General features: G+C 34.0%; 25 protein-coding genes. 19 read left to right on the top strand and 6 right to left on the bottom strand.

The genetic code is table 11. The annotated features are described in order from the left end of the window. The first annotated feature begins 40 nt into the window (after positions 1-40). From HMPREF9225_RS01685 to HMPREF9225_RS01675, 3 genes are read left to right on the top strand one after another with little or no spacing between them, the layout of a single operon-like run. Complete coding sequence (locus HMPREF9225_RS01685; RefSeq protein ID WP_008901197.1) at positions 41-592, top strand: chromate transporter; 552 nt, start codon at positions 41-43, stop codon at positions 590-592. Further along, a complete protein-coding gene (locus HMPREF9225_RS01680) occupies positions 589-1,143 on the top strand; it encodes a chromate transporter (RefSeq protein WP_008901196.1) in 555 nt (184 codons plus the stop codon). The genes HMPREF9225_RS01685 and HMPREF9225_RS01680 overlap by 4 nt, the downstream gene beginning before the upstream one ends. A 7-nt stretch (positions 1,144-1,150) precedes the next feature. Next, on the top strand, positions 1,151-1,885 hold the full coding sequence (locus HMPREF9225_RS01675) for a pyrroline-5-carboxylate reductase family protein (protein WP_008901195.1): 735 nt from the start codon (positions 1,151-1,153) through the stop codon (positions 1,883-1,885). A 1,499-nt stretch (positions 1,886-3,384) separates the two neighbouring features. Here the strand turns inward: HMPREF9225_RS01675 and HMPREF9225_RS01670 are convergent. The 3 genes from HMPREF9225_RS01670 to HMPREF9225_RS01660 form a co-directional block, all read right to left on the bottom strand. After that, positions 3,385-4,752, bottom strand: a complete 1,368-nt coding sequence (locus tag HMPREF9225_RS01670) for an alanine/glycine:cation symporter family protein (protein ID WP_008901191.1) — start codon at positions 4,750-4,752, stop codon at positions 3,385-3,387. Positions 4,753-5,026: 274 nt separating this feature from the next. Continuing rightward, positions 5,027-6,334: a sodium-dependent transporter gene (locus HMPREF9225_RS01665; protein ID WP_008901190.1), complete on the bottom strand. Its 1,308-nt coding sequence runs from the start codon at positions 6,332-6,334 to the stop codon at positions 5,027-5,029. Between the two features lie 68 nt (positions 6,335-6,402). Beyond that, positions 6,403-7,653, bottom strand: coding sequence for a uracil-xanthine permease family protein (locus tag HMPREF9225_RS01660; RefSeq protein WP_008901189.1), 1,251 nt, complete (start codon positions 7,651-7,653; stop codon positions 6,403-6,405). Positions 7,654-7,813: 160 nt separating this feature from the next. Between HMPREF9225_RS01660 and HMPREF9225_RS01655 the strand changes: the two genes are divergently transcribed. Then, the gene (locus HMPREF9225_RS01655) at positions 7,814-8,218 is read left to right on the top strand and encodes a hypothetical protein (RefSeq protein WP_040551262.1); all 405 of its coding nucleotides are present in this window, start codon (positions 7,814-7,816) and stop codon (positions 8,216-8,218) included. 73 nt (positions 8,219-8,291) lie between these two features. On the opposite strand, the gene HMPREF9225_RS01650 is transcribed toward HMPREF9225_RS01655, so the two are convergent. Genes HMPREF9225_RS01650 through HMPREF9225_RS01640 form a run of 3 tightly spaced genes read right to left on the bottom strand, consistent with a single transcriptional unit; the run spans position 8,292 to position 13,367 of the window. Next, positions 8,292-10,715 carry a YhgE/Pip domain-containing protein gene (locus HMPREF9225_RS01650; protein ID WP_008901187.1) on the bottom strand — a complete coding sequence of 808 codons (2,424 nt, stop codon included), beginning with the start codon at positions 10,713-10,715 and terminating at the stop codon, positions 8,292-8,294. A 12-nt stretch (positions 10,716-10,727) separates the two neighbouring features. After that, positions 10,728-12,782, bottom strand: a complete 2,055-nt coding sequence (locus tag HMPREF9225_RS01645; protein WP_008901186.1) for an efflux RND transporter permease subunit — start codon at positions 12,780-12,782, stop codon at positions 10,728-10,730. Positions 12,783-12,791: 9 nt separating this feature from the next. Then, positions 12,792-13,367, bottom strand: coding sequence for a TetR/AcrR family transcriptional regulator (locus tag HMPREF9225_RS01640; protein ID WP_040551261.1), 576 nt, complete (start codon positions 13,365-13,367; stop codon positions 12,792-12,794). 222 nt (positions 13,368-13,589) lie between these two features. Between HMPREF9225_RS01640 and rpmH the strand changes: the two genes are divergently transcribed. From rpmH to HMPREF9225_RS01570, 15 genes are all read left to right on the top strand, one after another. Beyond that, positions 13,590-13,724 (top strand): 50S ribosomal protein L34, encoded by a 135-nt coding sequence (gene rpmH / locus HMPREF9225_RS01635; protein WP_008901184.1) that lies wholly within the window; start codon positions 13,590-13,592, stop codon positions 13,722-13,724. Then, on the top strand, positions 13,724-14,044 hold the full coding sequence (rnpA, locus tag HMPREF9225_RS01630) for a ribonuclease P protein component (RefSeq protein ID WP_008901183.1): 321 nt from the start codon (positions 13,724-13,726) through the stop codon (positions 14,042-14,044). Before rpmH ends, rnpA begins: the two co-directional genes overlap by 1 nt. Continuing rightward, positions 14,041-14,256: a membrane protein insertion efficiency factor YidD gene (gene yidD / locus HMPREF9225_RS09955; RefSeq protein ID WP_008901182.1), complete on the top strand. Its 216-nt coding sequence runs from the start codon at positions 14,041-14,043 to the stop codon at positions 14,254-14,256. The genes rnpA and yidD overlap by 4 nt, the downstream gene beginning before the upstream one ends. A 9-nt stretch (positions 14,257-14,265) precedes the next feature. Further along, positions 14,266-14,982 (top strand): YidC/Oxa1 family membrane protein insertase, encoded by a 717-nt coding sequence (locus HMPREF9225_RS01625; RefSeq protein ID WP_008901181.1) that lies wholly within the window; start codon positions 14,266-14,268, stop codon positions 14,980-14,982. Continuing rightward, positions 14,982-15,890, top strand: a complete 909-nt coding sequence (gene jag / locus HMPREF9225_RS01620) for an RNA-binding cell elongation regulator Jag/EloR (protein ID WP_008901180.1) — start codon at positions 14,982-14,984, stop codon at positions 15,888-15,890. Before HMPREF9225_RS01625 ends, jag begins: the two co-directional genes overlap by 1 nt. A gap of 419 nt (positions 15,891-16,309) precedes the next feature. Beyond that, positions 16,310-17,653 carry a chromosomal replication initiator protein DnaA gene (gene dnaA, locus HMPREF9225_RS01615; RefSeq protein WP_008901179.1) on the top strand — a complete coding sequence of 448 codons (1,344 nt, stop codon included), beginning with the start codon at positions 16,310-16,312 and terminating at the stop codon, positions 17,651-17,653. Between the two features lie 150 nt (positions 17,654-17,803). Continuing rightward, positions 17,804-18,880 (top strand): DNA polymerase III subunit beta, encoded by a 1,077-nt coding sequence (gene dnaN, locus HMPREF9225_RS01610; RefSeq protein ID WP_008901178.1) that lies wholly within the window; start codon positions 17,804-17,806, stop codon positions 18,878-18,880. Further along, complete coding sequence (locus tag HMPREF9225_RS01605; RefSeq protein ID WP_008901177.1) at positions 18,877-19,080, top strand: RNA-binding S4 domain-containing protein; 204 nt, start codon at positions 18,877-18,879, stop codon at positions 19,078-19,080. Before dnaN ends, HMPREF9225_RS01605 begins: the two co-directional genes overlap by 4 nt. Next, complete coding sequence (gene recF, locus HMPREF9225_RS01600; protein WP_008901176.1) at positions 19,077-20,162, top strand: DNA replication/repair protein RecF; 1,086 nt, start codon at positions 19,077-19,079, stop codon at positions 20,160-20,162. Before HMPREF9225_RS01605 ends, recF begins: the two co-directional genes overlap by 4 nt. Next, entirely contained in the window at positions 20,159-22,072 is a 1,914-nt protein-coding gene (gyrB, locus tag HMPREF9225_RS01595) for a DNA topoisomerase (ATP-hydrolyzing) subunit B (RefSeq protein ID WP_008901175.1), read from the top strand. The genes recF and gyrB overlap by 4 nt, the downstream gene beginning before the upstream one ends. A 7-nt stretch (positions 22,073-22,079) precedes the next feature. Continuing rightward, positions 22,080-24,512: a DNA gyrase subunit A gene (gene gyrA / locus HMPREF9225_RS01590; protein ID WP_008901174.1), complete on the top strand. Its 2,433-nt coding sequence runs from the start codon at positions 22,080-22,082 to the stop codon at positions 24,510-24,512. After that, the gene (locus tag HMPREF9225_RS01585; protein WP_008901173.1) at positions 24,512-24,817 is read left to right on the top strand and encodes an STAS domain-containing protein; all 306 of its coding nucleotides are present in this window, start codon (positions 24,512-24,514) and stop codon (positions 24,815-24,817) included. The genes gyrA and HMPREF9225_RS01585 overlap by 1 nt, the downstream gene beginning before the upstream one ends. Continuing rightward, positions 24,818-25,162 carry an ATP-binding protein gene (locus HMPREF9225_RS01580; RefSeq protein ID WP_008901172.1) on the top strand — a complete coding sequence of 115 codons (345 nt, stop codon included), beginning with the start codon at positions 24,818-24,820 and terminating at the stop codon, positions 25,160-25,162. Next, positions 25,155-25,937, top strand: a complete 783-nt coding sequence (locus HMPREF9225_RS01575; RefSeq protein WP_008901171.1) for a SigB/SigF/SigG family RNA polymerase sigma factor — start codon at positions 25,155-25,157, stop codon at positions 25,935-25,937. Before HMPREF9225_RS01580 ends, HMPREF9225_RS01575 begins: the two co-directional genes overlap by 8 nt. After that, positions 25,934-26,572 (top strand): HlyC/CorC family transporter associated domain-containing protein, encoded by a 639-nt coding sequence (locus HMPREF9225_RS01570; protein WP_008901170.1) that lies wholly within the window; start codon positions 25,934-25,936, stop codon positions 26,570-26,572. The genes HMPREF9225_RS01575 and HMPREF9225_RS01570 overlap by 4 nt, the downstream gene beginning before the upstream one ends. Position 26,573 lies beyond the last annotated feature (1 nt).

Raw genomic sequence — 26,573 nt, 5'->3', positions numbered from 1 at the left:
TTATAATTTTGCTATGTTATAATTTTAAATGAGGTGTTATATGAAGAAAATTAGCTTAATTAAATTATTTCTTACATTTTTTAAAATAAATGCACTTACTTTCGGCGGCGGCTACACAATCGTTCCAATAGTAAAGGACGTCTTTGTAGAAGAACTTGAAGCCATCTCTGAAGATGATATGCTTGATATAGTTGCTTTGGCACAGGGTGGTCCTGGCGCTATGGCAATCTCCACATCAATACTCACCGGATACAAAGTCTGTGGTCCTGTGGGAGCAGTGGTGGCACTAGTAGCATCCACCCTTCCATGTTTAATAACCCTATCCTTGGTGGCGAAATTTTACACAGAATTTAAAGAAAATTTCTTCATCTCATCAGCCCTTCTTGGCATAAGCGGCATCATCTCCGCGGTACTATTTATAACAGTACTTAGAATGGGCAAGACCGCCTACAAAAAACATCCTTTGTTTTCATCGGTAGTCATGGCGATAATATTCCTTTTGGGCATGTTTACAAATGTGGATACAGTTTATTTAATTATATTTTCAGCACTATCAGGAATAATAGTCTTTGGAATAGGAGGTAGAAAATGATTTTAAAACTTTACCTCATATTTTTAAAGATTGGAATGATGGCATTCGGAGGAGGATACGCAGTCATTCCACTTATAAATGAATTCGTAGTAAAACAAAATGGTTGGATGACTCCCCAAGAGTTCTTGGATCTAATCTCCATTTCTCAGATGACTCCAGGACCTATTGCAATAAATTCCGCGACCTTTGTCGGACAAAAGGTAGGAGGCATAATCGGAAGCGTCTTTGCAACAGCAGGAGTTGTCACATTTCAATTTATACTGATGATGATACTTGGATACTTTTTATTTTCCAAGAAAAAAACCTTTAAGCTTCTCGACTGGATGCTTAATGGAATCAAGGCTGGAGTGGTATCGCTGATTTTAATCACTGCCATATCACTATTTTCTCAGTCTGTATTTCCAAATGGATATGGTATTTCTAATATCAGCATCCCTGCAGCGGTGTGCTTCGTCCTAGGTCTAGTTCTATATTATAAAAAGGTAGATCTATTAAAACTTATAGGCATGGGAGCAGTGCTAGGAATCGTACTAAATTATTTTATAAAGTAGGTGAGAAATGAAAATAGCTGTAGTTGGGCTAGGTCACATGGGCAAAGCCTTGGCAAAAGGATTTGCAAATAGATGTCCCGTGTCCGTTTACAATAGAAGAAAGATTAAATTTAGCGGCGAAAATATCAGGGTCTACGAAGATTTAAAAGAAATAGTAAGAGATAGCGACGTCATCGTCCTAGCAACGCCACACACATCTTATCCAGAGCTTTTAAAATCTGTAAAAGAGGTTAAAACTGGCAAGATATTTATCTCCGTAGCGCCTCAGATAGGATCTAAGGAACTAAATAAGCTTCATGACAAATTTATGATCTTAATCCCGAACACACCGGTTGCCATAAACGACGGAGTGATGGGTGCAACAAATGTAAATCTAAAGGAAGAAGAATATAGAGAAGTCATTAAAACATTTGAAGTCTTGGGAAAAGTCTACGACTTAAAAGAAGAGGACACCATGCTTCTATCTGTGATGGCAGGATGTCTTCCAGCATACTTCTACATGTTTATGGAAGCAGCAGCAGACGGAGCAGTACTAAGAGGAATGGAGAGAAATCTCGCCACAGATTTGATGACTCGCACCGTAAGAGGATGCTGCGACGTAATACTAGGCGATGTGGAGGAACTCGGAAAATTAAAAGGAAAATCCACCACTCCAGGAGGTCTCACCATCAAGGGAGTCCACGCACTAGAACGGGGCGGATTTAGAAACGCAATAATCGATGCAATAAATGAAAGTAAATAGATATAAAAATTTAAGCGGCTAAGCCGCTTTTTTTGTTTGTTTTAAAAGTTTGTTTGTTTCTATTTTTTCATGTTCTACTTAGAGCATGGGAAATAAAATAAAAATATATAAATATCTTATGAATAACCAAACCTTATTCTTTCTCCTTCCAATTTTCTTTTACGAGGGAGAGGGAGGCAATTAACGTCTCTCGAAAAAACCTGCGGTTTTCTCTTCGAGACTCGCAGTTTCCTCCCTTGTTAAAGCCCTAGCCGAAATCTTTGATTTCGTTGCAGGTCTTATGCAAAGAGTTCCAAAGAAAACGAGCATAGCGAAGTTTGATTTGCAGAACTCGACTGCCAATCGAGCTCCCTCTACCCACCTCGCATTGGGAGGTTTTGGTAGTGATTTTTTTATTCGGCTAAAATTTTCCAAACTCGCTACGCTCAGACAGTGGAAAATTTCTTAACGCCGAAAGCAAAAATCACTTGTGGTGGTATAGGTTTTATCTGTACTAAGATTGTTAGTAAGAATTATATGGGCGTGCATATAAATTTTTGTTGTTTTACGCCTAACGGCTAAGTTACATTAATTTAGTATCAAGGCTGATGGAAGCAGATTGCTTCCGCTACAAAGATAATTATTTTATAAGTTTTCTCTAAAAACAAATACAAAACTTTCCCTACGACCTATTCAATAAAATCCTTATTTCTGATTCATATTTCTATAAAATAAAATGCTCAAAAGGAGATCCGTCTGAAAGAAACTCGTCAAAATTCAAACCTAAGGAGACCGGCTATAAATCGCACTGTTTGAGCGTAGCGAGTTGCGATTTATAGGTCGACGTGGTTTAGAATTTTAGAGTTTCTGTAATCGTGATCTCCTTTGAGCTTTTATTTTTGATGCTAGACGTATAGCATGAGATATAAAAATTATTAATCGGTATTTTTAAAATTATTTTATTTGCTTTGACTAGGTCCTCGGATGTTATACCCATTCGACTCCAGAGCCTTCGGCTCTTCCGCTCAGGGTGACTGTAGTTGGGAAGATCGTTGCAGATCTTATGCAAAGAGTTCCAAAGAAGCCGATTGAAGTGAAGGCTGATTTGCAGAACTCGACTGCCTCTCAGGATGACTGCAGTTGGGGTGGTAGTATTACGAATAGTCCTAATGGAAGGCGGTCACCCTGAGCGGAGACGGTGGAGTTTTAACGGAACCGTCGAAGTCGAATGGGTATAACTCTGGTGTGGTTAAGTTTGGATGTTCATTGTAGCCTCTCGGCTGTGGAAGCAATATGCTTCCGCTACAAAGACAAATCAGATGTTTTGCTTTCCCACGGCTTCGCCTGATTGAATAGATTTTAGTATCCATGTTAATGGAAGAAAATTGCTTCCTCTAAAAAGTTTTTTTAAATTTAAATGCTCTATGTAGAGCATCTAATTTTAATTTTTATGTTATGTAGATAGCATACCCATTAAAAAAAGCTCCAGATTTCTCTGAAGCTTTTCTTTAATTTAATTTTTATGCGTTTGGATTTACATCTAGTTTTAATGTTTGATATTCGTTAAGTGTAGATTGAACTACTTTGTAAAGTCCGATTACCCCGATTACGTTAGGGATTACCATCATTGCGTTAAACATATCTGCAAGTTCCCAAACTAAGTCTACTTCGAACATAGTTCCTAGGTAGATAAATACTAGTGCTAGTATTCTGTATGCTCCTATTCCTTTTTGTCCAAATAGGTATCTTACGTTTGCTTCTCCATAGAAGTACCATCCGATGATAGTTGAGAATGCAAAGAAGAATAATGCTACTGCTATAAATGCTACACCTATATGTCCTATTCCTAGTTCAAATGCTTTTTGTGTAACTTTGATTCCTTTTAGTCCGTCGATTTGGTTTGCGCCAGTTGCTATTATAACTAGTGCGTTGATTGTAAGAACTACGAATGTATCTATAAATACACCTACGATTGCTACTAGACCTTGGTCACATGGATGGTTAACTTTTGCTATTGCGTGAGCATGTGGTGTTGAACCCATACCAGCTTCGTTAGAGAATAGTCCACGTGCAACCCCGTATCTAACTGCTTGACGTACTGTAACCCCTGCAGCTCCACCTAGTACAGCTTCAGGTTTGAATGCTCCTACGAAGATTTGTCTAAATGCGTCTGCTGTCGCTCCACCGTTTTTAATAAGGATAATAAGTCCACCTAGTATGTAGAAGAATGCCATTACTGGAACTATTTTTTCTGTTACAGATGCGATTCTACCAACTCCACCGATGAAGATAAATCCAGAGATAACTACTATTACAAGTCCAACTACCCATGTAGGAACGTCAATAACACTTGAGAATGCTTGTCCTATTGAGTTAGCTTGTACAAGGTTACCTACTAGTCCTAGTGCTATTGTAATAAATATTGCAAATAGTGCTGCTAGTACTTTTGAATGGATACCATTTCTTAGGTAGTAAGCTGGTCCACCAGTTACTTGTCCGTCTTTAACAACTTTGTACTTTTGTCCTAGTACTGCTTCTGCGAATATTGTTGCCATTCCGAAGAAAGCACTGATCCACATCCAGAATATTGCTCCAGGTCCCCCTGAAATAATAGCTGTTGCTGATCCTGTTAAGTTACCAGTACCAACTTGTCCTGCGATTGCTGTTGCTAGTGATTGGAAAGAACTCATTCCGTCAGCGCCAGCTTTTTTTCCTTTTAAACTGAAGCCGGAAAAAGCTTTCTTAAATGCTAATCCAAAGTCTCTTACTTGGATTCCTCTTAATGCTAGTGTGTAAAAAATACCGCATCCTACGAGGATTACCATCATTGGAACGCCCCAAAGCACTCCATTAATAGATTTTACTATTGCTAATAATTTGTCTTCCATGTCTTCCTCCTTATTATTAAGATAACTTAATTATACCTTTATCATGTTAAATTTTCAACGATAAAGTAAAAGGTTTTCATAAATATTTTTACGGTTTTCCATTTTAAGAATTTTTTCATACTATCTTTCGCTATTTTAATTGATTACAACGATTAAGAATAAAAATATTTTATTTTATTATTTTTTTAGAATTTTTAAAGGTTTATTTATTTTATAAGTGCTTACTGCGATTTCACTAAAAAATCGGCATGTCTTAATGCCGATTGATATTCATTTAAAATTTTATAAATTGACTTATAAAGATTACTATTATAACTACTGGTGAGATATATTTTATACTTACTTTCATCCAGGTTCTTATAAATTTATTCTTTATGTTTGCAGCATCCATCGCTTCTTCTATTCCCCAAACATATCCTGTGAAGATTGCTATTAAGAGTACTCCTATTACTAAGATATAGTTTGATTCTACATTGTCTATAAAGTTAAAGAATGCGTCGTTATTAACTGATACATATGCGATTGCTGCTACGATTATAAACGCTATAAGGAGAGCTTTTTTTCTAGAAATATTAAACTTTTCACTAAATTGTCCTGTCACTGCTTCTAGTACTCCAACTGAAGATGTAAATGCTGCTATATAAAATCCAAAGTAGAATAGTATTGCAAGTACATTTCCATATGGAATTACATTAAATGCATTTGGTAGGGTTAAAAATGTAAGTGAAACTCCTTCTCCCGGTGTAAGTCCTGTTGCAAATACTATTGGTAGTATCATCATTCCTGCGAAGATTCCCGCAAGGACTAAGGCACTACATATAATAGTAGAAGTTTTAAATATATTTTCATCCTTTTGTTTTATATATGATCCAAATACCATGGAGCCGAGCATCGCAAGTCCCAGAGCAAAGAACGCCTGACCTAGACATGTGATTACTGATTTAATTGAAAATTTGCTTGGATCTGGTGAAAATAGAAATCTTAGTCCTTCTCCACTGGTATCAAGGCTTATTGCATAGAATATTATTACAGCCATTATTGCAAATAATATTGGCATAAGTATCTTGGATAGTCTTTCTATTCCGTTTTGAATTCCAAATATAATTACCACAGCATTTAGAACTAAATTTATCATAAAGAATAGGTAGACCATATTCTTATCTGCGTTGAAATCATTAAATAGACTCACAATCATATCCTTATTAAGACCTGTGAATCCCCCAGTTAAGGATAGAGAAATATATTTTAAAATCCAAGCGTAGATTGGTGATGTATATCCAACTATTAGTATCGCTGCTAATGTATGTAGATATCCTGCGTAGTACCATTTTGTTTTTGGACTTAGAGTTTTGTATGCGTCTATGGCAGTCCTTTGAGTTTTAAATCCGATAGTTACCTCTGCAGTCATAAGTGGAATTCCTATTACAAGTATTATTGCTATATACATAAATATGAATATGGCTCCACCATTTTCTCCAACTACATATGGAAATCTCCAGAGAGATCCGATTCCTAGAGCAAGGCCAATAGCCACCATTATAAAACCGACTATCGAGCTGAAGCCTTCGTTGTTTTCCTTCATAAAAAAACCTCCTTTTAATAATTATATACTAAAGGAGGCGTTTTTGAATACTTTTGTGAAAATTAATTTCACATTGTTTCTTTTTCTATTTTATTTTCATAAAGAGTAAATATTACATTTATCAAAATTCCTACAATCGCTGCTAGTGATAGCCCTGATAGGCTTACCATGTCAGTTATTTTTATTCCTATATTAAGTCCCGCATTTGGTCCAAGGCCGATTATTATAATAGTTGCCATGGTGATTATATTTTTTAAATTAAAATCCATTTTTGAATTCTTTATAGTTTTAAAACCTACAAGGGCGATCATTGAGAAGAGTATAACTGATATACCACCCATGACTGCGGTAGGAATTGTTTGTAAGAATCCTCCTATATATCCGACGCATCCGAGGATTATTGCAAATACTGCGGCAAGTCTTAAAATAGATGGATCATAATTTTTTGTAAGGGCAAGTACACCTGTATTTTCTCCGTAGGTTGTGTTTGCCGGGCCACCGATCATCCCTGCCATGACAGTTGCAAGTCCATCACCAAGTAGAGTTCTATTAAGTCCTGGATCTTCCATAAAGTTTTCTCCAACTACTTGAGAGTTGGTAGTTATATCTCCAATATGTTCCATAAATACAGCTATTACAACTGGAGCAATGGTAAAGATTGCACCAAGGCTGAACTTAGGAAGAGTGATTGGAGGAAGATTTAAAAACTCTGCACTCTTAAGAGGAGCAAGGTCTACGATCCCAAGTTTTAAACTTAGAAGATATCCAACAGTTACAGAAATTATAATCGCAAGTTGTTTTGTAAAACCTTTTGTAAAATTGCTTAGTAGGATGCATGCAGTAAAGGTTACTATTGAAACTATGAAGTTGGAGCTTGCCATAGAAACTGCAGTAGGTAGAAGATTAAAACCTATGACTATAACCATTGGACCAACCACTTGTGCTGGAAAATATTTTGTAATTCTCTTAACACCTATCCTTTTAATGAATAAAGATAGGATTACATAAATAAAGCCTGCCACGACGATCCCACCTTGAGCGTATGCCAAAGAACCATAGGATTTAGCGACAGACTGAATAACTGGTATAAAAGCGAAAGATGAACCTAAAAAAACAGGTACCTTCTTTTTCGTACAAAAGTGAAAAATAAGAGTACCTATCCCTGCGCACATCAGTGAAGTTGAAACATTGAACCCTGTTAAAAGGGGAACCAAAACAGTAGCACCAAACATTGCAATCATATGTTGCAAAGCTAGAGTTACTTTTTTAATAGATTTTGTAATTTCTAATGATTTGGAACTTGAATATGATTTTTCCATAATATCCTCCTTATATTCTTGACATTTTTATTAATTTTACGCCTCTTCGTGATAAATTGCAATAGTAAATTTTATCAAATTACCGTAGTCTGTTTTTTTTTTTTTGTGATATACTTGATTTGAGGCGGATACTTTATTTATTTACCATATGGAGGTAATTATGAAATTTAGAAAAGTAGTATTTGCTCTTCTAATAATGCTTTCATTAATTACTACAAGTTTAAGTGTTGATGCAAGAAATTTTGATAGTAAATCTATAAAAATCGACAAATCAAAAGGCGACATATATGTAGTTAACGGTGAGTACAAAAGGTTTGAGCAAATCAAAAAAACATATGGAAAGGACTTTGACTATCCAAGAGCCATCGATTATGATGACGGAGAGGTAAAAGGAACTCTCCATGCGATATGCATAGACTATGACAATTATTATGTCAATGGAACAGTAGAAGTAACCTACAGAGGTGAAGTTACTTGGTATGAAGGCTATCCAAAAGACGGTGCTTTTAGTGCTGAAGATTTAAAAGCCTTAAAGGGATACTATTTAGTATTTATTAATTCATAAAAGATATCCGCCTCATTTTCTTATTTAAAAAAGACCCCGAAGTCTTGCTCCGGAGTCAAGGTGAATTATTTTTCTATTTTATCTTTTCTATTATTCTAAATTTGGTTTCAAATCCTTCTGTTGTTCCTGTAAATGAGGATTCTTCCTTAGCTAGTCTGCTCATTTCGTCTACAATTTCTTTAAATTCTGGAAGCTCTCTAGTCTTATTATCCAGTTCGTCTATTCCCTTTTGTTTAAATTCTTGTAGTTTTTCGCTAAATGTCTTCATAGCTGTATCTATCTCTACACTTCCATTTTCAAGTTTTATAGTTCCATCACTTAGTGTGTGTATGCCATCGTTTATTTTCCAAATTCCCTCCCTCATTGGTGAGATTCCTTCTGTCTTTAGTCTTGGAAAATCATTTAACATCTTGGATTTTTCTTTGAATTCATGAAGACCATTAGAGAGTTCACTTGCTCCCGAATTTAATTTTTCGGAGTTGCCATCTAGTTCATTTATTGCTGAAGCAAGTTTTTCTACTCCTGCTTCACTTTCTTCTGTGCCTGCTCTTAGCTTTTGGGATCCTTCTTTTAATTGTCCAGTTGCATCATCTAATTTTACTAGAGATTCTCCAAGTTTATTTAATTCAGATAGGTCCATTCCATTTGTAACTTCTCCCATTCCTTTTTCTAGAGATGCATCTATCGCTTGGAGTCCTCCGGAGATTCTGCCTGCTCCAGCTTCCAATTCATTTAGACTTGAAGAAAGTTCTTCCATTCCTCCATTTATTCCATTTGAAGCTGTTGCAACACTATTCATATTGGTTTTTAATACTTTTATTTGTGAAGAAATATTTCCGAGGCTTCCGCTTAGGTTTTGAAGTGATTCTAGCTTAGATCCTACACTTTTTGTAGATCCTGCGATGCCTTGTGCGTTTGCTCCTATATTTTGAGATGCTCCTGCAAGAATTTGTATTGCTTCTTGTACTTGTCCTGTAGGATCTTTCACTTGACTTAGGAGTGTTATCGCATTTTGTACTTCTGCCAAGTTATTTCCAATAGATTTTGCATTTACACCTATATTTTGTAAATCAGAAGATACATCTAGGTTTTGCATGCCTGGTAAATCTGCTCCAGTTATACCTTGAACTTTTGAGTTCATTTCTTGGATTGCTCCATTTAATGCCGCATTTTTTTGAGATAGTTCGTTTGCACCTTGTGATGCTTGTGTTAATCCTTGGTGAAGACTATTTGCCCCAGTGCTCAACTCACCTATTCCAGCTTTGAGTTCTGTAAGCTTACCTACTAGATTATCCTTTAGATCGTTTACTTTAGATAATTTTGATGAGCCTTCTCTAAGCTGAGATGTTGCAATTTTTAGTTTTCCCAAACCTTCATCTAATTCTCTTGAACCTTGTGCAAGTTTGCCGGCTCCTTCTACCATCTTGCCTGTATTTTCATTCATCTTTCCAACTGCTTCTGTGTATTTTGTGATGCCTGTTGAAAGTTTACTACCTCCGTCATCCATCTTGGCAGCATATTCTGGTACTGGCTTTATCTTTTCTATTACTTCGTCAAACTTGTTTTCAAGTTCGCCAGATTTATCGTAGAGTTCTTTTGAACCATCTTCCAATTTCTTGGCTCCGTCTCCCATCTTTGCTATTCCATTATTTAGCTCACCTTGAGCTTTAGATAGTTTTACAGATGCATCCACAAGTTTTTGAGAATTGTCTTCGAGTTCTCTTACTCCATCTCGAAGTTTATCTATGGATTCTATATCCAGTTTATTTTGGAATAGTTCGTTTGAAATCACCACATAGGCTTCTATTGGTTCATAGTCCTTTACATCCATTTCTATGGTAGAACTATTTCTAAATTCTTCCATCTGTCTTTCTTCCAATATATTTTCAAAGTTTTCTCTGAGTCCAGGAGTTAAGACAGTGGTTACTATTTCATTCTTGCCATCCTTTACGACTTTGGAATCTTTTGCTTCTATATTATATGCGATTTCTGAATCGAAACTCATGGCACTTAAAACTGTGTATGGCGCATAGATTTTTTTGTTTTTTCCACCTATCTTTTTAACTGCAAACTCTTTATTTTCTGCTGAGATTTCTATCTTTAAATGGCCTGATTTTCCTTTGAGCTCACTGGATTTCATCTCTTTTCCATCCAAAAAGTATTTTATATTTACATCTATCGGAAGATCTTTCTCACTCTTTCCTTGGTAGTAAATATCTTTCTTATCTTCGTCCCATTCAATAAATCCACCCTTTGAATCTATCTTTTCATCAGTCTTTAAATTCTTAATATCTTCAAGGTTTGTCCTGTCCTTTGTCCTTATATTTTCTTCTGAATTAAGCCAAACAGATACGGTCTTATCCCTTATCTCACCATTATTTTTAATTACATATACTGTTTCAGATTTATTTATATTGTTAGCTGCGAAGGCTGTGCTAGGTAGTAGCATTGAAAATACCACAGCTCCCGCAACCACTCTTTGTAAATTCTTTTTCATTCTATTCTCCTTTTAATTTAATCCCTTTGTCGTCTTTTTAATAAATGGAAATGTTACCGATATAATAGCTGGTAAAAGAAGTATTATTACCGTCATACTTATGATTGCACCTCTTGCAAGGAAGGTACAAATAGTTGAAACTATCTCCATCTTTGAATAGATTCCAACTCCAATCGTTGCAGCCATAAATGAAAGGGCTGATGTAACTATTGATTTGGAAGTTTCTTTAACTGCAATTCTAAGAGCATCATCCACTTCGCCACTTAATTCGTATTCATGTAAAAATCTATTGGTAAGAAGTATTGAATAGTCTATAGTGGATCCAAGTTGAATAACCCCGATTATTATAGAAGTTATAAATGGTATGGTTTGATTTAAATAGAAAGGAATCCCCATATTTATTTGAATTGCAAGTTCAATTGCAAGTATCAAGACTATTGGAATACCTATGGATTTAAATACCAAAGCTATAATTAAAAAAACAATTGCAATAGATGCAATGTTTACAACTTTGAAATCCTCTGCAGATATATCTGTAAGATCATCTGTAAGCACAGCTTCTCCAGTTAAATAACCTTCCTTATCATACTTTTTGATTACATCTCTCATACTTTTTATCTGTTCTCTTACCTCATCTGAAGCGGTTTGATACTTGGAGTTAGCCATTATCATCTCATATCCGCCCTTTGAGAAATTATCTCTCACCTTGTCAGGAAGCATATCCTGTGGAAGCATCACTCCAGTTACAGAATTGGTGCTTAGGACTGAATTTATACCATCTATATCTTTTAATTCATCTATAAGTCCATTTAAATCTGAATTAGAAAGATCATCTTTTACAACTATAAAATGTGTAGTTGCCATATCATAGTCTTTTTTCATCTTATTTAGCGCAACTATTGAATCCAAATCCTGTGGAAGAGATCTATCCAAGTTATAATAAAGCTTTGTGTTTCTAGCTCCATAGACTGCAGGTATAAATAAAATTACAAACACAAGTGCTAAAACTTTTTTATGTCTAATATTGAAGTCTGCAAGTTTTTCAAAAGAAGGTAAGAGTACCTTGTGGTTATATCTATTTACAAGGTTTTCAACTATCAAAAGCATGGCAGGAAGAAGAGTTACCGTTACTATAAGCCCTATTAATACTCCCTTACTCATGACAAGTCCTATATCTTTTCCAAGACCTAACCTCATTAATATAAGAACGATAAATCCTGCAAAAGTGGTAAGAGAAGATGCAAATAGGGATGAAATAGTCTTTTGAATAGCCACATCCATTGCATCATATTTGTTGTCGTCTAAAGCTTTTTCTTCAACATACCTGTGATATAGAAATATTGAATAGTCCATGGTTACTGCTAGCTGAAGTACAGCCGCAATTGCCTTTGTAATATAGGAAATCTCTCCTAAAAATATATTCGTTCCAAAATTATATAAAACTGCATATCCTATTGTAATTATAAATACAAATGGTATCACAGTGGATTCATTTGTAAGAGCCAATATAATAATTCCTAGCGCAACAGCTAATAGAACATATATGGGAGTCTCGTTATCTATAATTTCTTTAGTATCTTTAACTAGGGATGAAATCCCACTTAAATATTTTTGATTGGACTCTATATTTTTTATTTGATCAATTGCAGACATGGTCGTAAAAGAAGATGCGGACTCGCTAAATTTTACTATCATAAGGGTAGATCCATTGGCATAGAAAACATTTTGTAAATCTTCTGGCAGAAAATCTTTTGGAATCATATCTCCTAAAGTAGAAGATTTAGATATTACATCCTCAACACCATCGATCTTTAAAATCTCTTCTCTTAGAGCATCTGCCTCATGGTCAGTACCTTCCAATATAAGCATACCAGTGGCTGCATTTTTAAACTCGCTATCTAAAATTTTTTGACCCTGTGTAGACTTTAGATCGCCAGGAAGGTAGGTCAAAATATCATAATTTACTCCCGTCAATTTATAACTGATAAAAGAGGGAATAAGAAGAAAACTCATCACTAAAAATACAATTTTCGGATGATGAGATATAAATTTTGTAAATTTTTTCATTAAATCACTCTATCTAAATATTTTTTCTAGTATTTTAAAAAGTATTGGTTTCATCTCGTCTATAGTTAAGACTGAATCTTCGTTTAAAGAAGATTTACAAGTTGAAAGCACTATATGAAAAGTAAGAGAGATTATAAAAATCTGCTCAGATTCAGAAAGTTTAACATTGAATAGAGAATCGAATCTGTTAAGTACAAACTTCAAAGTGTTTTCAGCTTCTTCAAATCTGCTATCATTTTCTACCTTGGCATACAGTGCCCAGTTCGCATTTTTTGAAATGAGCTCTAGTTCGAGAGGGTCTTTTAAGAGCTCATCTATAAGATAGCTTACAAAAGAAATATATCTGTCAGATGCATTTTCTTCCTTACACTGGACTTCTGCCTTGTAGATTAAATCTGTAAGAATATCTAGTACTATCTTTTCTTCGAGACTATTCTTGTCATTGAAGTACAGATAGAAAGTTCCTAGACCAAGTCCAGATTCACTCATAATATCTCTAATGGAAGTCTTGTCTATTCCTTTTTCTCTAAAAGACTTAAGAGCAGCATCCATGATAGCTTTTTCTTTATTTTTTTTCTTTTCCATAATAACCTCCAATCTAATGAACATAGTTCAGTTTTATAATATATTACTCTTTTTATGAACAATGTTCAATATATTTTGTTATATTTCAAAAAATTTTCACATATTTATATTTTTCCATTTAAATTATCTAAATATCCCTAAATCTTCTAATTTCATAAGCTTTTCATTGACAAACAAGGTTTATGTTGTATATAATTTTAAGATGGGAAAGGAGGGAAAATAATGAAAAGAACTTATCAACCAAAAAACAAACAAAGAAAAAGAGAACACGGCTTCAGAGCTAGAATGAGAACTAAATCAGGTAGAGCTGTAATAAGAGCTAGAAGAAGAAAGGGAAGAAAGAAACTTTCAGCATAATGCAAGAAATTTTAAAAAAAGATAGGGATTTTCAAAAGGTCTATAAAAAAAAGAATGTAACTGGAAATAGAGTCTTCACCATGTTTTTAAATAAAAATAACCTTCCTACTACTAGGGTCGGTTTCGTCATTACCAAGAAGTTTGGAAATGCTGTCACTAGAAACAAATTTAAGAGAAGACTTAGAATGATTTTAAGAGATTATGATCTAAAACCGGGATATGATGTTGTCCTAATTTTAAAAAAGGATAAGTCCTACATAGATTATAGTGAGCTTAAGAGATCTTTTGAACATGTTCTTAGAAAGAAGGGTCTTATTTGAATAGAATAGTTCTTTTGATTATTAAATTTTATCAAAAGGTTATATCGAAGTATCTACTGCCAGGAAGGCACTGTAGATTTGAACCCACATGTTCCGAATATGCAAGACTTGCTTTTACGAAGTATGGTTTTTTTAAAGCCTTATATCTTAGTACTTATCGTATACTTAGATGTAATCCATTTTGTAAAGGTGGTTATGATCCCCTTCCATAAGGAGAATAAATGAAAACAATTAGTACAATTTTAGGTATCTTTTTTAGATTTATCTACGATGTTCTTTCTAAAGGATTTCCAGAACCTAAAAGTATTTCTTTCTTTGCTATTACGATTATCATATCCACTTTTATCATTAGAGTTTTGATGCTACCTATCGGTATTTCTCAAATGAGAAACCAAAAGAAGATGGCAGAGTTACAACCAGAACTTGAAAAGATCCAAACGAAATACAAAAATGATCCTCAAACTTTGGCTGCTAAACAAAGACAACTCTACAAAGATGCAAACTACAATATGCTTAGTGGATGTCTTCCTATGATCGTTCAAATGATGGTTCTTATTGGATTTTATAGAGTATTCTATGAACCAGCGACCTATGTGTTTAAAGAACCTGGACTATACGATAGCATTGCAAAGAATTTTTTCTATATTAAAGATATAGATCTTAAAGATACAACCCTTATTCTGCCAATAGTTGCAGCTGTTACTACATTTTTATCTTCATGGATAACACAAAACTCAACAGCTAATAAAGCAAGTCAAACAGCACAATCTCAATCAATGATGAATACTATGACTTTAGTTATGCCTGTTATGATCTTTATGATGGGTAGGAACTTTGCATCAGCATTGGTCCTTTATTGGACAGTTTCTAACTTATTCCAAGTTTTACAACAACTGATTCAGAATGTTATCATCAAGCGTGAAGTGGAGGGTGTATAATGAATTATGTAATTACTACAGGACGTAGTGTAGATGAAGCAGTAGAAGATGCTCTTAAAAAGCTAAAACTTAAAAAAGAGGATGTAACTGTAGAAGTTCTACAAGAAGCTTCCAAAGGTTTCTTAGGATTTGGACAAAAGGACGCTGCAGTTAAGGTATCTAAAAAAGAAGATACAGAAGATATTTTAAAAGAGATTTTTAGCGAAGAATTTGAATCCGAGAATAGCAAAAGTTCTAAATTTGAAAACAAAACAAGAAATAAGGTAAAATCTGAACCTAAATTTTCTAAATCTGAAGAATTAAGTAAGGATAAACCTGAAGTTACAGAAGAAGTTAAAGTAGAAGTTCATGAAGTTAAATCTTGTGATACTTCTAAAACTTTAGATGAAGAAGTAGAAACAGAAGATTCAGAAAATATCGAAGAAGCTGAAGCTAACTTTGATATAGAAAAGTTTACCGAAATTTCTAATGAATTTATCGATAAAATATTAAAACCACTTGAAATTAAGTACGACACAGACATTACTATGGATAAAAATGTACTTAATGTAAATATTCTAGGTAACGAAAAAGATCTTGGAATAGTGATTGGAAAAAGAGGTACAACCCTTGATTCAATCCAATATATTCTAAGTCTTATTATAAATAAACATTCCGACAGTTTCGTAAGAGTTATAGTTGACTCCTCTGGATACAGAGAAAAGAGAAAGAACACTCTTATAAGCCTTGCAGAAAAGACTGCCAACCGCGCTTTAAGAACTGGAAGACCAGCTAGACTTGAACCTATGAATGCACACGAAAGAAAGATAATCCACGAAGCCCTAAAGGATTTCGAAGGAGTATTTACTCATTCAGAAGGTCAAGAACCTAATAGAAGAATAGTGGTACAAATTAAAAAAGAATATTGAGATAATTTTTATATTCCCTGGATTGATCCGGGGAATTTTTTTATATTTTTTTATATATTTTTTATGTTTTTTTTAATTTTTTTAAATATTTTTTCCACATCTTAAAGTTTTACATTGTTGATAACTTACCGTTTATTTGATAAAATATACATAGTTATAAGAAAAAGTTGTGGATAGAAAAATTACTTGTTGATATTGCGGAGTTATTAACAAATTGTGTATAAAATGTTAATAAACTCCTTTTTTAAGCTTAATATTTTTATTTATTTAGATTTTATAAGGAATATTCATATTATTTTTCCACAGTTTACTTATAAACAGCTGTTGATATTTTAAATTATACACAATTTAGTACACATCTGTGGATAGGTTTTTAACAGTTTTTTTATCAACAGGTAAAATTTTTAAATGGAGGAAGTATGGAACAAGATATTTCAAAAATTTGGGAAAATTTTATGAAGCTTTTGAGACAAAATTCTAGAAGTGAAATTTCATTTTCTACTTGGTTTCAAAGAATGGTACCCAAAGAAATAGACAAGAATAATAACAAGTTTATTATTACTGTACCTAATGAGTTTATAAAAAACTATCTGTCTAATTCTGATTTGAATATGAAACTACTTTCTAAATGTATGTATGAAGCATCAGGCATAGCTTATGAAATAGAGATACTTGCAGGAGACGACGAAGATCCTAGTAGTTCTCTTCCTATTGAAGATGCTTTTGAAAAATCCAGACTCAACCCGAAGTATATTTTTGAGAATTTCATAGTTGGAAAGAGCAATGAATTTGCCCATGCAGCTTCACTTGCTGCTGCAGAATCCTACGAAAATCCAGAGGCTGCTCATTCCAATCCGCTTTTTATCTACGGTGGTGTAGGTCTTGGTAAGACTCACCTTATGCAGGCTATAGGTCATTTTGTACTACAACAAGACATTTCAAAAAAAGTTTTGTATGTAACTTCTGAACAGTTTATGAATGAACTTATAGACTCTATAAAAAATGGTAGAAACGAAGAATTCAGAAGAAAATATCGCTCAGTAGACCTACTTTTAATCGACGACATCCAATTTATTGCGGATAAAGAATCTACTCAAGAAGAATTTTTCCATACATTTAATGCCCTTCACGGTGCAAATAAACAGATAGTTCTAACTTCAGATAAACCGCCTAAGGATATAAAATCCTTGAAAGAAAGGCTGGTATCTAGATTTGCGTGGGGACTTGTGGTAGATATTGGACCACCAGATTTAGAAACTAGGATTGCAATTTTAAGAGCAAAATCAGATAGTGAAGGATTCGATGTACCTGAAAATGTAATTAACTACATCGCAGAAAATGTTAGAAGTAATATTCGTGAACTTGAAGGCGCTCTTACTAGGGTCAAGGCATTCTCAAAACTTACAAAAGGTGTAATCACAGAAGATATTGCTAAACAGGCTATAAAAGATATTTACAAAGTAAAAACTGTAAGAGTTGTAGATGCGAAGAGAATAAAAGAAGTAATTTCTAAAAATTACAACATTACTATCGACGATATACTCTCTTCTAAGAGAACTGCAAACATAGCATTTCCAAGACAGATTGCAATGTATCTAACGAGGACCCTTACCGATCTTTCACTACCGATGATTGGACAGGAATTTGGCGGTAGAGATCATACTACAGTTATGTATGCCATAAATAAAATTGACACTAGAATTAAAAAAGATGCGGAATTTAGTATAGAGATTCAAGGTCTTATAAAAGAGATCAAAAAATAGTTTTGTGGATAGATTTACATCTTATTAAAATTCTTTCCACAACTTATTAAATTGAATTTGTTAATGAATAGAGTGGCTAGGTATAGTTTTCCACATACTAACAGCTACTACTACTAATACTAATAATTTATATATTATATTGGAGGAAATATGAAATTTAGAGCTTCGAAACAAGAATTATCTAAACATATCCAAATTGCACAGAGAGCAGTTTCATCGAGAACTACTATGCAAATACTAGAAGGGCTTCTTCTAATTGCAAAGGACAATACCCTTACACTTATAGGAACTGACACAGATTTAACTATCATAAGTACTATGGCTTGTATAGTTGAAGAAGAAGGTGAAGTGGTAGTAAACTCTAGACTATTTGGAGATATCATTAGAAAACTAGAAGATTCATTCGTAGATATTACGCTTAAAGATTTAAACTTAAATATAGTTTGTAAAAATTCAGATTTTAATATCAACTGTCAAAGTTCCAAAGAATTCCCAAGAAATCTAAACTTTGAAGATAAAGGTTCATTTACTATGAAGGAAGAAGATTTAAAAGAGGCTATTAGAAAGACTACTTTTGCAGTTTCAATAGAAGAAACTAGAAAGATCTTCACAGGAGTATTTATGGATTGCAAGGAAGATATATCCTTTGTAGCACTAGATGGATTTAGAATGGCAAGGGAAAGAATAGCAATTTCTACTGAACCTTCTGAATCTATAATCCCTGCAAACCACTTAAATGAACTTCAAAAAATTCTAGGTTCTGGAGATGTTAAGATAACTATCGGTGAAAGAAAGATACTTTTTGAAACCAATAATACAAAAATCTACTCAACACTATATAGTGGAGAATATTTCAATTACAAAGATTTAATTAGAAAAAGTCACACCACAGAAGTAAAGATAAATAGAGAAATGTTCCAAACTAGTATTGAAAGAGCATCTCTTCTAGCTAAGGAAGAAAGATCCAACTTAATTAAGTTAAATATTGCTGATAACAGGGTTAAAATCTCATCTAATACAGAAATCGGAAATGTAGAAGAAGTATTGGAATGTGAAATAAACGGTCCTGGACTAGATATAGCATTTAACTCAAAATACTTACTAGATGGTATAAAGATTATGGATGAAGATGAAATCGTACTAAACTTCACAGATTCAATAAATCCACTAATAATAAACGAAAAATCATATACCTACCTAGTACTTCCTGTAAGGCTTGCAAATTGACAAATATAACATTAGAAGAAGAATTTATAAAACTGGATTCTCTACTTAAAATCACCCTTGGAATTACTGGAGGAATGGCAAAAAATATAATTCAAGACGGTGAGGTTAGAGTCGATGGTGAAGTTGAGACGAGAAGAGGAAAAAAGATTTATAAAGGAAGCACAGTAGAAGCATTAGGAGAAGTGTTTGTAATAGAATGAAGCTAAAATCTCTTCAACTTATAAATTTTAGAAATTACGAAGATTTAAAACTAATCCCAAGCGAGACTCTAAACCTATTTGTAGGTAAGAATGCTCAGGGCAAGACCAATTTAATAGAATCTATAGCAGTCTCTATAAGTGGATCTTCTTTTAGAACTTCAAAAAATGCGGAGATGATTGAACTTGGAAATAAAAGCTCCAATATAATTTCTGAAATTGAGAAGAAGGGACGATTGGAAAAGAGATCTATCTACATAGATTCTTCGGGAATTAAACATTCCATAAATGGCAAAATAACAACCCTAAAAGATTTTACAAAGAGTTCCGCTGCTGTAATCTTTAAACCTGATGATCTATATATAATTAAAAATTCTCCATCTGATAGGAGAAGGTACCTAGATGATATAATTTCAAATTTGGATTCTATATACAGGTACAATTTAAATTCCTACAAAAAGGTACTCTACGAAAAAAACAAAGCTTTAAAAGTAAATAATAATGACACTTTACTTGATATTTACGATAGGCAACTGTCTAAATTTGCCTCGGAAATACTTATAAAGAGGTTAAATATTATTAAAATTTTGGAAAGTTATGCAAAAGAGTACTACAAAACCCTTTCTGGATGCGATTTTAAAATAACCTATCTGTCTACCATAAATCTAAAGAAGACTAGAGAAGAATTGGTAGAAGAATTTTTAAATGCACTTAGATCAAGAAGACATATAGATAAGAGAAAACTATACACGAGCATCGGACCTCATAGGGACGATATAGATTTTAAAATAAACGACAAATCCGTCAAGAATTTTGGATCCCAGGGAGAGATAAGGTCTTCCATATTGGTTCTAAAACTCGCGGAGCTAAAATATATTTTAAACGTATTAAATATAACTCCTGTACTACTTTTAGATGATGTGCTTTCAGAACTTGATAGCACAAGAAGGGACGCCCTTCTCACATCTATTGAAGGAATACAGACATTTATCACAAGTACAAATTCGGAGATCATCGATTCATATATAGATGATAATTCAAAAGTATTTATGATTGAAAATGGAAAATATAAGGAGATAAAATGACGAACAACAGGCATTATGGAGCTGGTGATATCCAAGTCTTAACAGGTCTTGAACCAGTAAGATTAAGACCAGGGATGTACATCGGTTCAACAGGTCCAAAAGGACTCCACCACTTAATCTATGAAGTGGTAGATAACTCTATCGACGAAGCACTGCAAGGAATGTGCGACACCATAGAAGTTACAATTTTAAAAGATGGTTCCGTGTCCGTTAGCGATAATGGATCAGGAATTCCAGTAGAAAAACATCCTCAAACTGGTAAGAGTACCGTTGAAACTGTACTTACAATACTTCATGCTGGAGGTAAGTTCAAAGAAGGAGCATACAAAGTTTCCGGAGGACTTCACGGTGTAGGGGTTTCAGTTGTAAACGCACTATCTACCAAACTTGTAGCAGAAGTAAAGAGAAATAAAAAATTATATAGACAAGAATTTTCTAGAGGTGTTCCTCAAACTGAACTTGAAGTTGTAGAAGACTTAAAAGAAGATGTAACTGGAACTACTATAATATTCCATCCAGATCCAGAAATATTCGAAACTGTAGAGTTTGAATTTGAAGTTTTGGAAAAGAGATTTAGAGAGATGGCATTTTTAAATAAGAATGTCAAAATAATCTTTACCGACGAAAGAGTGGACAGACAAGAAATCTTCCACTACGAAGGTGGAATCAAATCCTTTGTAGAATATATAAATAGAAAAAAGACCAAGATTCACAAGGATGTAATCTATTTTGAAGAATTAGCTGAAAATACTCAGGTAGAAGTAGCTATCCAATATACAGATTCATATTCAGAAAATGTACTAACCTTTGCAAATAATATAAATACAGAAGAAGGTGGTACTCACCTAAGTGGTTTTAGAGCATCTGTTACTAGAACTATAAATGACTACGGTAGAAAATATAATATTATAAAGGAAAAGGAAGAAAATCTATCTGGAGACGACGTAAGAGAAGGAATGACTGCAATAATTTCAGTTAAGATTCCAAATCCACAGTTCGAAGGACAAACCAAGTCTAAACTCGGTAACTCTGAAACGAGAGGAATAGTGGATGGAGTAGTTTCTAACGGACTTACAGCGTACTTAGAAGAAAATCCAAAAGTAGCTAAGATTATACTTGATAAAGCTCTCCAAGCTAGACGTGCAAGAGAAGCAGCTAGAAAAGCGAGGGATTTAACTCGTAAGAGATCCATCCTAGATTCTATGACCTTACCAGGAAAATTAAAGGACTGTCACGAATCAGATATTTCTGTAAACGAAATATTCTTAGTCGAAGGGGACAGTGCGGGTGGTACAGCAAAGGACGGAAGAGATTCCAATATCCAAGCAGTACTTCCACTTAGAGGTAAGATTATGAACGTTGAGAAGGCAAGACTTGATAAAATTCTAAACTCAGACGAAATAAAAGCGATGATCACAGCCTTTGGAACTGGAATCGACAAAGAGTTTGATATAAATAATCTTAGATATGGAAAGATAATAATCATGACGGATGCCGATGTAGACGGTGCCCACATAATGACACTTCTTTTGACATTCTTCTTTAGACATATGAAACCACTTATTGAACACGGTCATATATATGTAGCTAAGCCACCTCTTTATGGAGTTAAGAGAGGAGAAAAAGTTATAAGATACTGCTATGACGATGAAGAACTAGAAAGTGCTTTAAATGAACTTGGAAGAGATAAAAACTATAAAATAGCTAGGTACAAAGGTCTTGGGGAAATGAACGCGGAACAACTTTGGGAAACTACCATGAACCCGGACAGCAGAATTCTATTAAGAGTAAATATAGAAGACGTACTAGATGCGGACGATGTATTCTCAACTCTAATGGGAGTAGATGTAGAGCCTAGAAGAGAATTTATTGAAGAAAATGCAAAATATGCAGAAAATATAGACGCGTGAGGTAACTATGATAGAAAATGTAAATGAAAATGGAATAATAGACGTAGATATATCCAAGAAGATGCGTAGTTCCTATCTTGACTATTCAATGTCTGTAATAGTTTCTCGTGCACTACCAGATGTAAGAGACGGTTTAAAACCGGTTCATAGAAGAATAGTCTATGGGATGCAAACCCTTGGAATAACTCCGGATAAATCATATAGAAAATCAGCTACCCTAGTAGGGGAAGTAATGGGGAAATTTCACCCTCATGGCGATTCAAGTATCTATGATGCTGCAGCTAGACTTGCACAGGATTTCAATATCAGGTACACATTAGTAGATGGTCAAGGTAACTTCGGAAACGTAGATGGAGATAGTCCAGCAGCTCCTCGTTATACAGAAATGAGAATGAGCAAAATCGCTCAAGAGATGCTTAGAGATATAAATAAAGATACCGTGGATTTCGTACCAAACTACGATGAAAGAGAAGTAGAACCATCAGTACTACCATCAAGATTTCCAAATATACTTGTAAATGGTTCAGCTGGTATCGCAGTAGGTATGGCAACCAACATGGCTCCACACAATTTAGGAGAAAGTATATCAGCGGTAATCGACTATATAAATAACGAAGATATAGAAATAGAAGAACTTATGAAATCTATAAAAGGTCCAGACTTTCCAACAGGAGCAATAATTCTAGGTAAACAAGGAATTATAGATGCCTACAAGACAGGAAGAGGAAAAATCCAAGTAAGGGCAAGGGCTGAAATAGAAGAACATAAGGGTAGGTACAAAATAGTAATTACAGAAATTCCATACCAAGTTAACAAGACCAACTTAATCGTAAAGATAGCAGACTTAGTTAAAAATAAGAGTATAGAAGGAATTTCAAATATAAGAGACCTATCTTCCCACAAAACAGGGATAAAAATAGATATAGATCTAAAGAGAGATGCAAATCCAAATGTAGTTTTAAATAATCTATACAAAAATACACAAATGCAAATCACATTTGGAATTATAAATCTATGCCTTGTAAATGGTGAACCAAAAGTTCTAAACTTAAAAGAAATCATTAAATACTACGTTGATCACCAAAGAAATGTAGTTAGAAGAAGAACTCAGTTTGACCTAGAAAAGGCAGAAGCGAGAGCTCATATCATAGAAGGATTAAAAATTGCTCTTGATAATATCGACAGAATAATAAAGATAGTTAGAGAATCATCAGACGACCAAGAAGCAAAGAACAAATTTACAAAAGAATTTGGACTTACAGACATACAAGGTCAGGCGATTCTAGACATGAGAATTAGAAGACTTACAGGACTAGAAAGAGAAAAACTAGAACAAGAATACCAAGATCTTATAAAACTCATAGCAAAATTAAAATCCATCCTTGAAAATAAAAAACTACTAGATAACACAATTATAGAAGAACTTGAAGAAATAAAAGAAAAGTATTCTGATCTTAGAAGAACAGTCCTTGCACCAGATGAGGGAGATATCGACTCAGAAGATTTAATCGAAGAAGAAGATGTAGTCATAACTCTAACAGAATTTGGTTATATTAAGAGGATGCCTGAAGGAACCTACAAACCACAAAGGCGTGGCGGTACAGGTATATCAGCACTTACAACTAGAGAAGAAGACTTCGTAAAGGATATCTATATAACATCAACCCACGATACAATTCTATTCTTTACAAACTTCGGAAGAGTTTATTCACTAAAGGCTTACGAAATACCAGAATCAAGTAGACAGGCAAAGGGAACCGCAATAATAAATCTTCTAAATCTTGAAGGGGATGAATTTGTAACAGCAGTTATCCCAGTTAGAAATGTGGATGAAAATGCAAACCTAGTCATGGCTACAAAGAATGGACTTATAAAGAAGACTTCTTACAGCGAATTCGAAAAGATTAGAAAAAATGGTTTAATTGCCATAACTCTAAATGAAGGAGACAACCTAATAGGAGTTAGACTTACTTCAGGAAGAGATGAAATAATGATCGTAACCAAGAACGGTATGGCCATCAGATTCTCAGAAAGTGATGTGAGAAACATGGGTAGAACCGCAATGGGAGTTAAGAGTATAGACTTAAAGAACGATGATGAAGTAGTATCATTTGAAATACCACAGGATGACAAATATCTTCTAGTGATATCTGAAAATGGATTCGGAAAGATGACGAAGATGACAGAATATAGAAAACAAAATCGTGCAGGTGTGGGACTTTTAACTTATAAGGCTACAGAAAAATCTGGTAAACTCGTATCTGCAAAAGTTATAGATAAGTCAGATGAAATCATGATCATAACCGTATCTGGAATAATCATAAGAATCGGCTGCGAAGGAATCAGCGTCATGGGAAGACATACCACTGGAGTAAAACTAATGAATATCAAGGATTCAGAAGTAGTTTCAGTAGCAAAATATATAGGAGAAGAAATATAATGGCATTTGAAATACACTCAAAGGTAGAAGATAATTTAAAGATATTTCCAGCAGGAGAGCTAGATATTTACCAATCTGAAAACTTCAAAAACGAAGTACTTTCCCTATACAAAGAAAACCCAATGGATATAGTATTTGATTTTGAAAATCTAGAATACATTGACTCAACAGGACTTGGAGCTCTCATATTCATCTACAAAAGCGTATACGAAAACAACAAGGTAAAGATAGAAAATGTAAAGCCAAATATCAAAAAACTATTTACCATTACAAAACTAGATACCATGTTTATGATAGGTGATTAGATGAATAGATTTAAACTAAAAATTCCCGCTTGCAGCAAGTATTTTGGATCAGTAAGACTTTTTGTATCTGGAATACTATCCGTAGAAAACCTATGTTTTGATGCCATAGAAGATTTAAAGATGGCTGTGACAGAAGGACTTAATATTTTGATTCTAGACGGGAAAAAAGAAAATATCGAGTTGGAATTTATTTTAGAAAATAAAAGCATGACAGCTATAATTAATAACTTCGATATAGAAAGAGACGATCAAAACGATATGGCATTTATGGTACTTAGATGCCTTGTGGATGAAGTTACATTAGAAGATAATAAACTTCTAATTAAAAAGACTTGTAATGAATAAAGACGAAAGAAAAAAAGAGAGGGATAGAAAAAGGAGAGACTTCGAAGAATACAACAAAACGAGGGATCCTGAGCTTAGAGAAAAACTAATAGAGGACAATCTCTATATAGCAGAAATCCTCGCTAAAAAATACTACGGAAGGGGAATCGACTACGACGATATCTACCAAGTAGCATCCATCGGACTTATATATGCAGTGGATAGATACGACCCTTCCAAAGGATTTGAATTCTCTTCATTCGCCACACCTACAATCATAGGTGAAATAAAAAAATACTTTAGAGATAAAGGTTGGACCATAAGAGTACCGAGAAGGATCCAAGAATTATCAAAAAAAATAAACAATGCTAGAGTATATCTTGCACAGAACCTTCAAAAGGCTCCAACGGTTTCAGATATTGCAGAATATTTAAACACAACAGAAGAAGAAGTACTAGAAGCCATAGAAGCATCGAGGGTATATCAACCACAATCCTTGGACATCAGCTACGAAAGTCAAAGCGATGACAAGGAAGTAAATCTTGCAGATATAATAGGACAGGATGAGGAATACTTTGAAAAAATAGAAATGAACGATCTAATGGAAAGTCTTTTTAAAAATCTAAACGAAGTGGAAAAAACCATATTGGTAGAGAGATACTTCAATAGAAAGACTCAAGTAGCAATAGCAGAGCAGCTAAATATATCTCAGATGACCGTATCGAGGATAGAAAAAAAGGTACTTGAGAGACTTAAAAAAGATGTAGAAGGCAAAACGATGGGAGAAGTTCTATGAATAGACGTAAATTCTTACTATATTTAAACAAAATAGTATATATATTTGAAATACTCATATCAATATTTTTAATAATCGGAATACTGATATCAGTACCAGATATAATTTCGTACTACGGAGCAATACTAAAATCAGATAGTCTTGTGGGATACGATCAATTTAAACAATTTCTAGACCACGTACTAATACTAGTAATCGCGGTGGAATTTGTACTACTGATGACAGCCCATTCAGACTCAACGATAATCCACCTAATCATGCTTGTTGTAGCTAGAAAGATGCTTATAAAATCCGACAACATGATGGACATACTAATAGGAGTAATCTCCATAACCATTCTATTTGCAGTTAGAAAATTCCTTATGACCTCATCAGTTATGGACTCAATATTTACAGGAAGCGAAAATAATTTCTCCGCATCCACCGAGATAGAAGAGATAAATAAACTTGAAAATTATCAAATAGATACCAAAGGATACAAAACCTTGGGAGGTTTGGTATCCAACTTAGTAAAAGAAAGTGGATACGAATTAGAAATGGGAACCATGGTAGACGATGGAGAATATATCTACGAGATAGTTAAAATCTCAAGCAATGTAATAGAAACCATCTCTATAAGCAAAATTTCAGGATAAA

Source organism: Peptoniphilus duerdenii ATCC BAA-1640, assembly GCF_000146345.1.
GTDB lineage: Bacteria > Bacillota > Clostridia > Tissierellales > Peptoniphilaceae > Peptoniphilus_B > Peptoniphilus_B duerdenii.
Note: the sequence above shows the minus strand (reverse complement) of the source record. Positions and strands in the feature narration are given on the sequence as shown.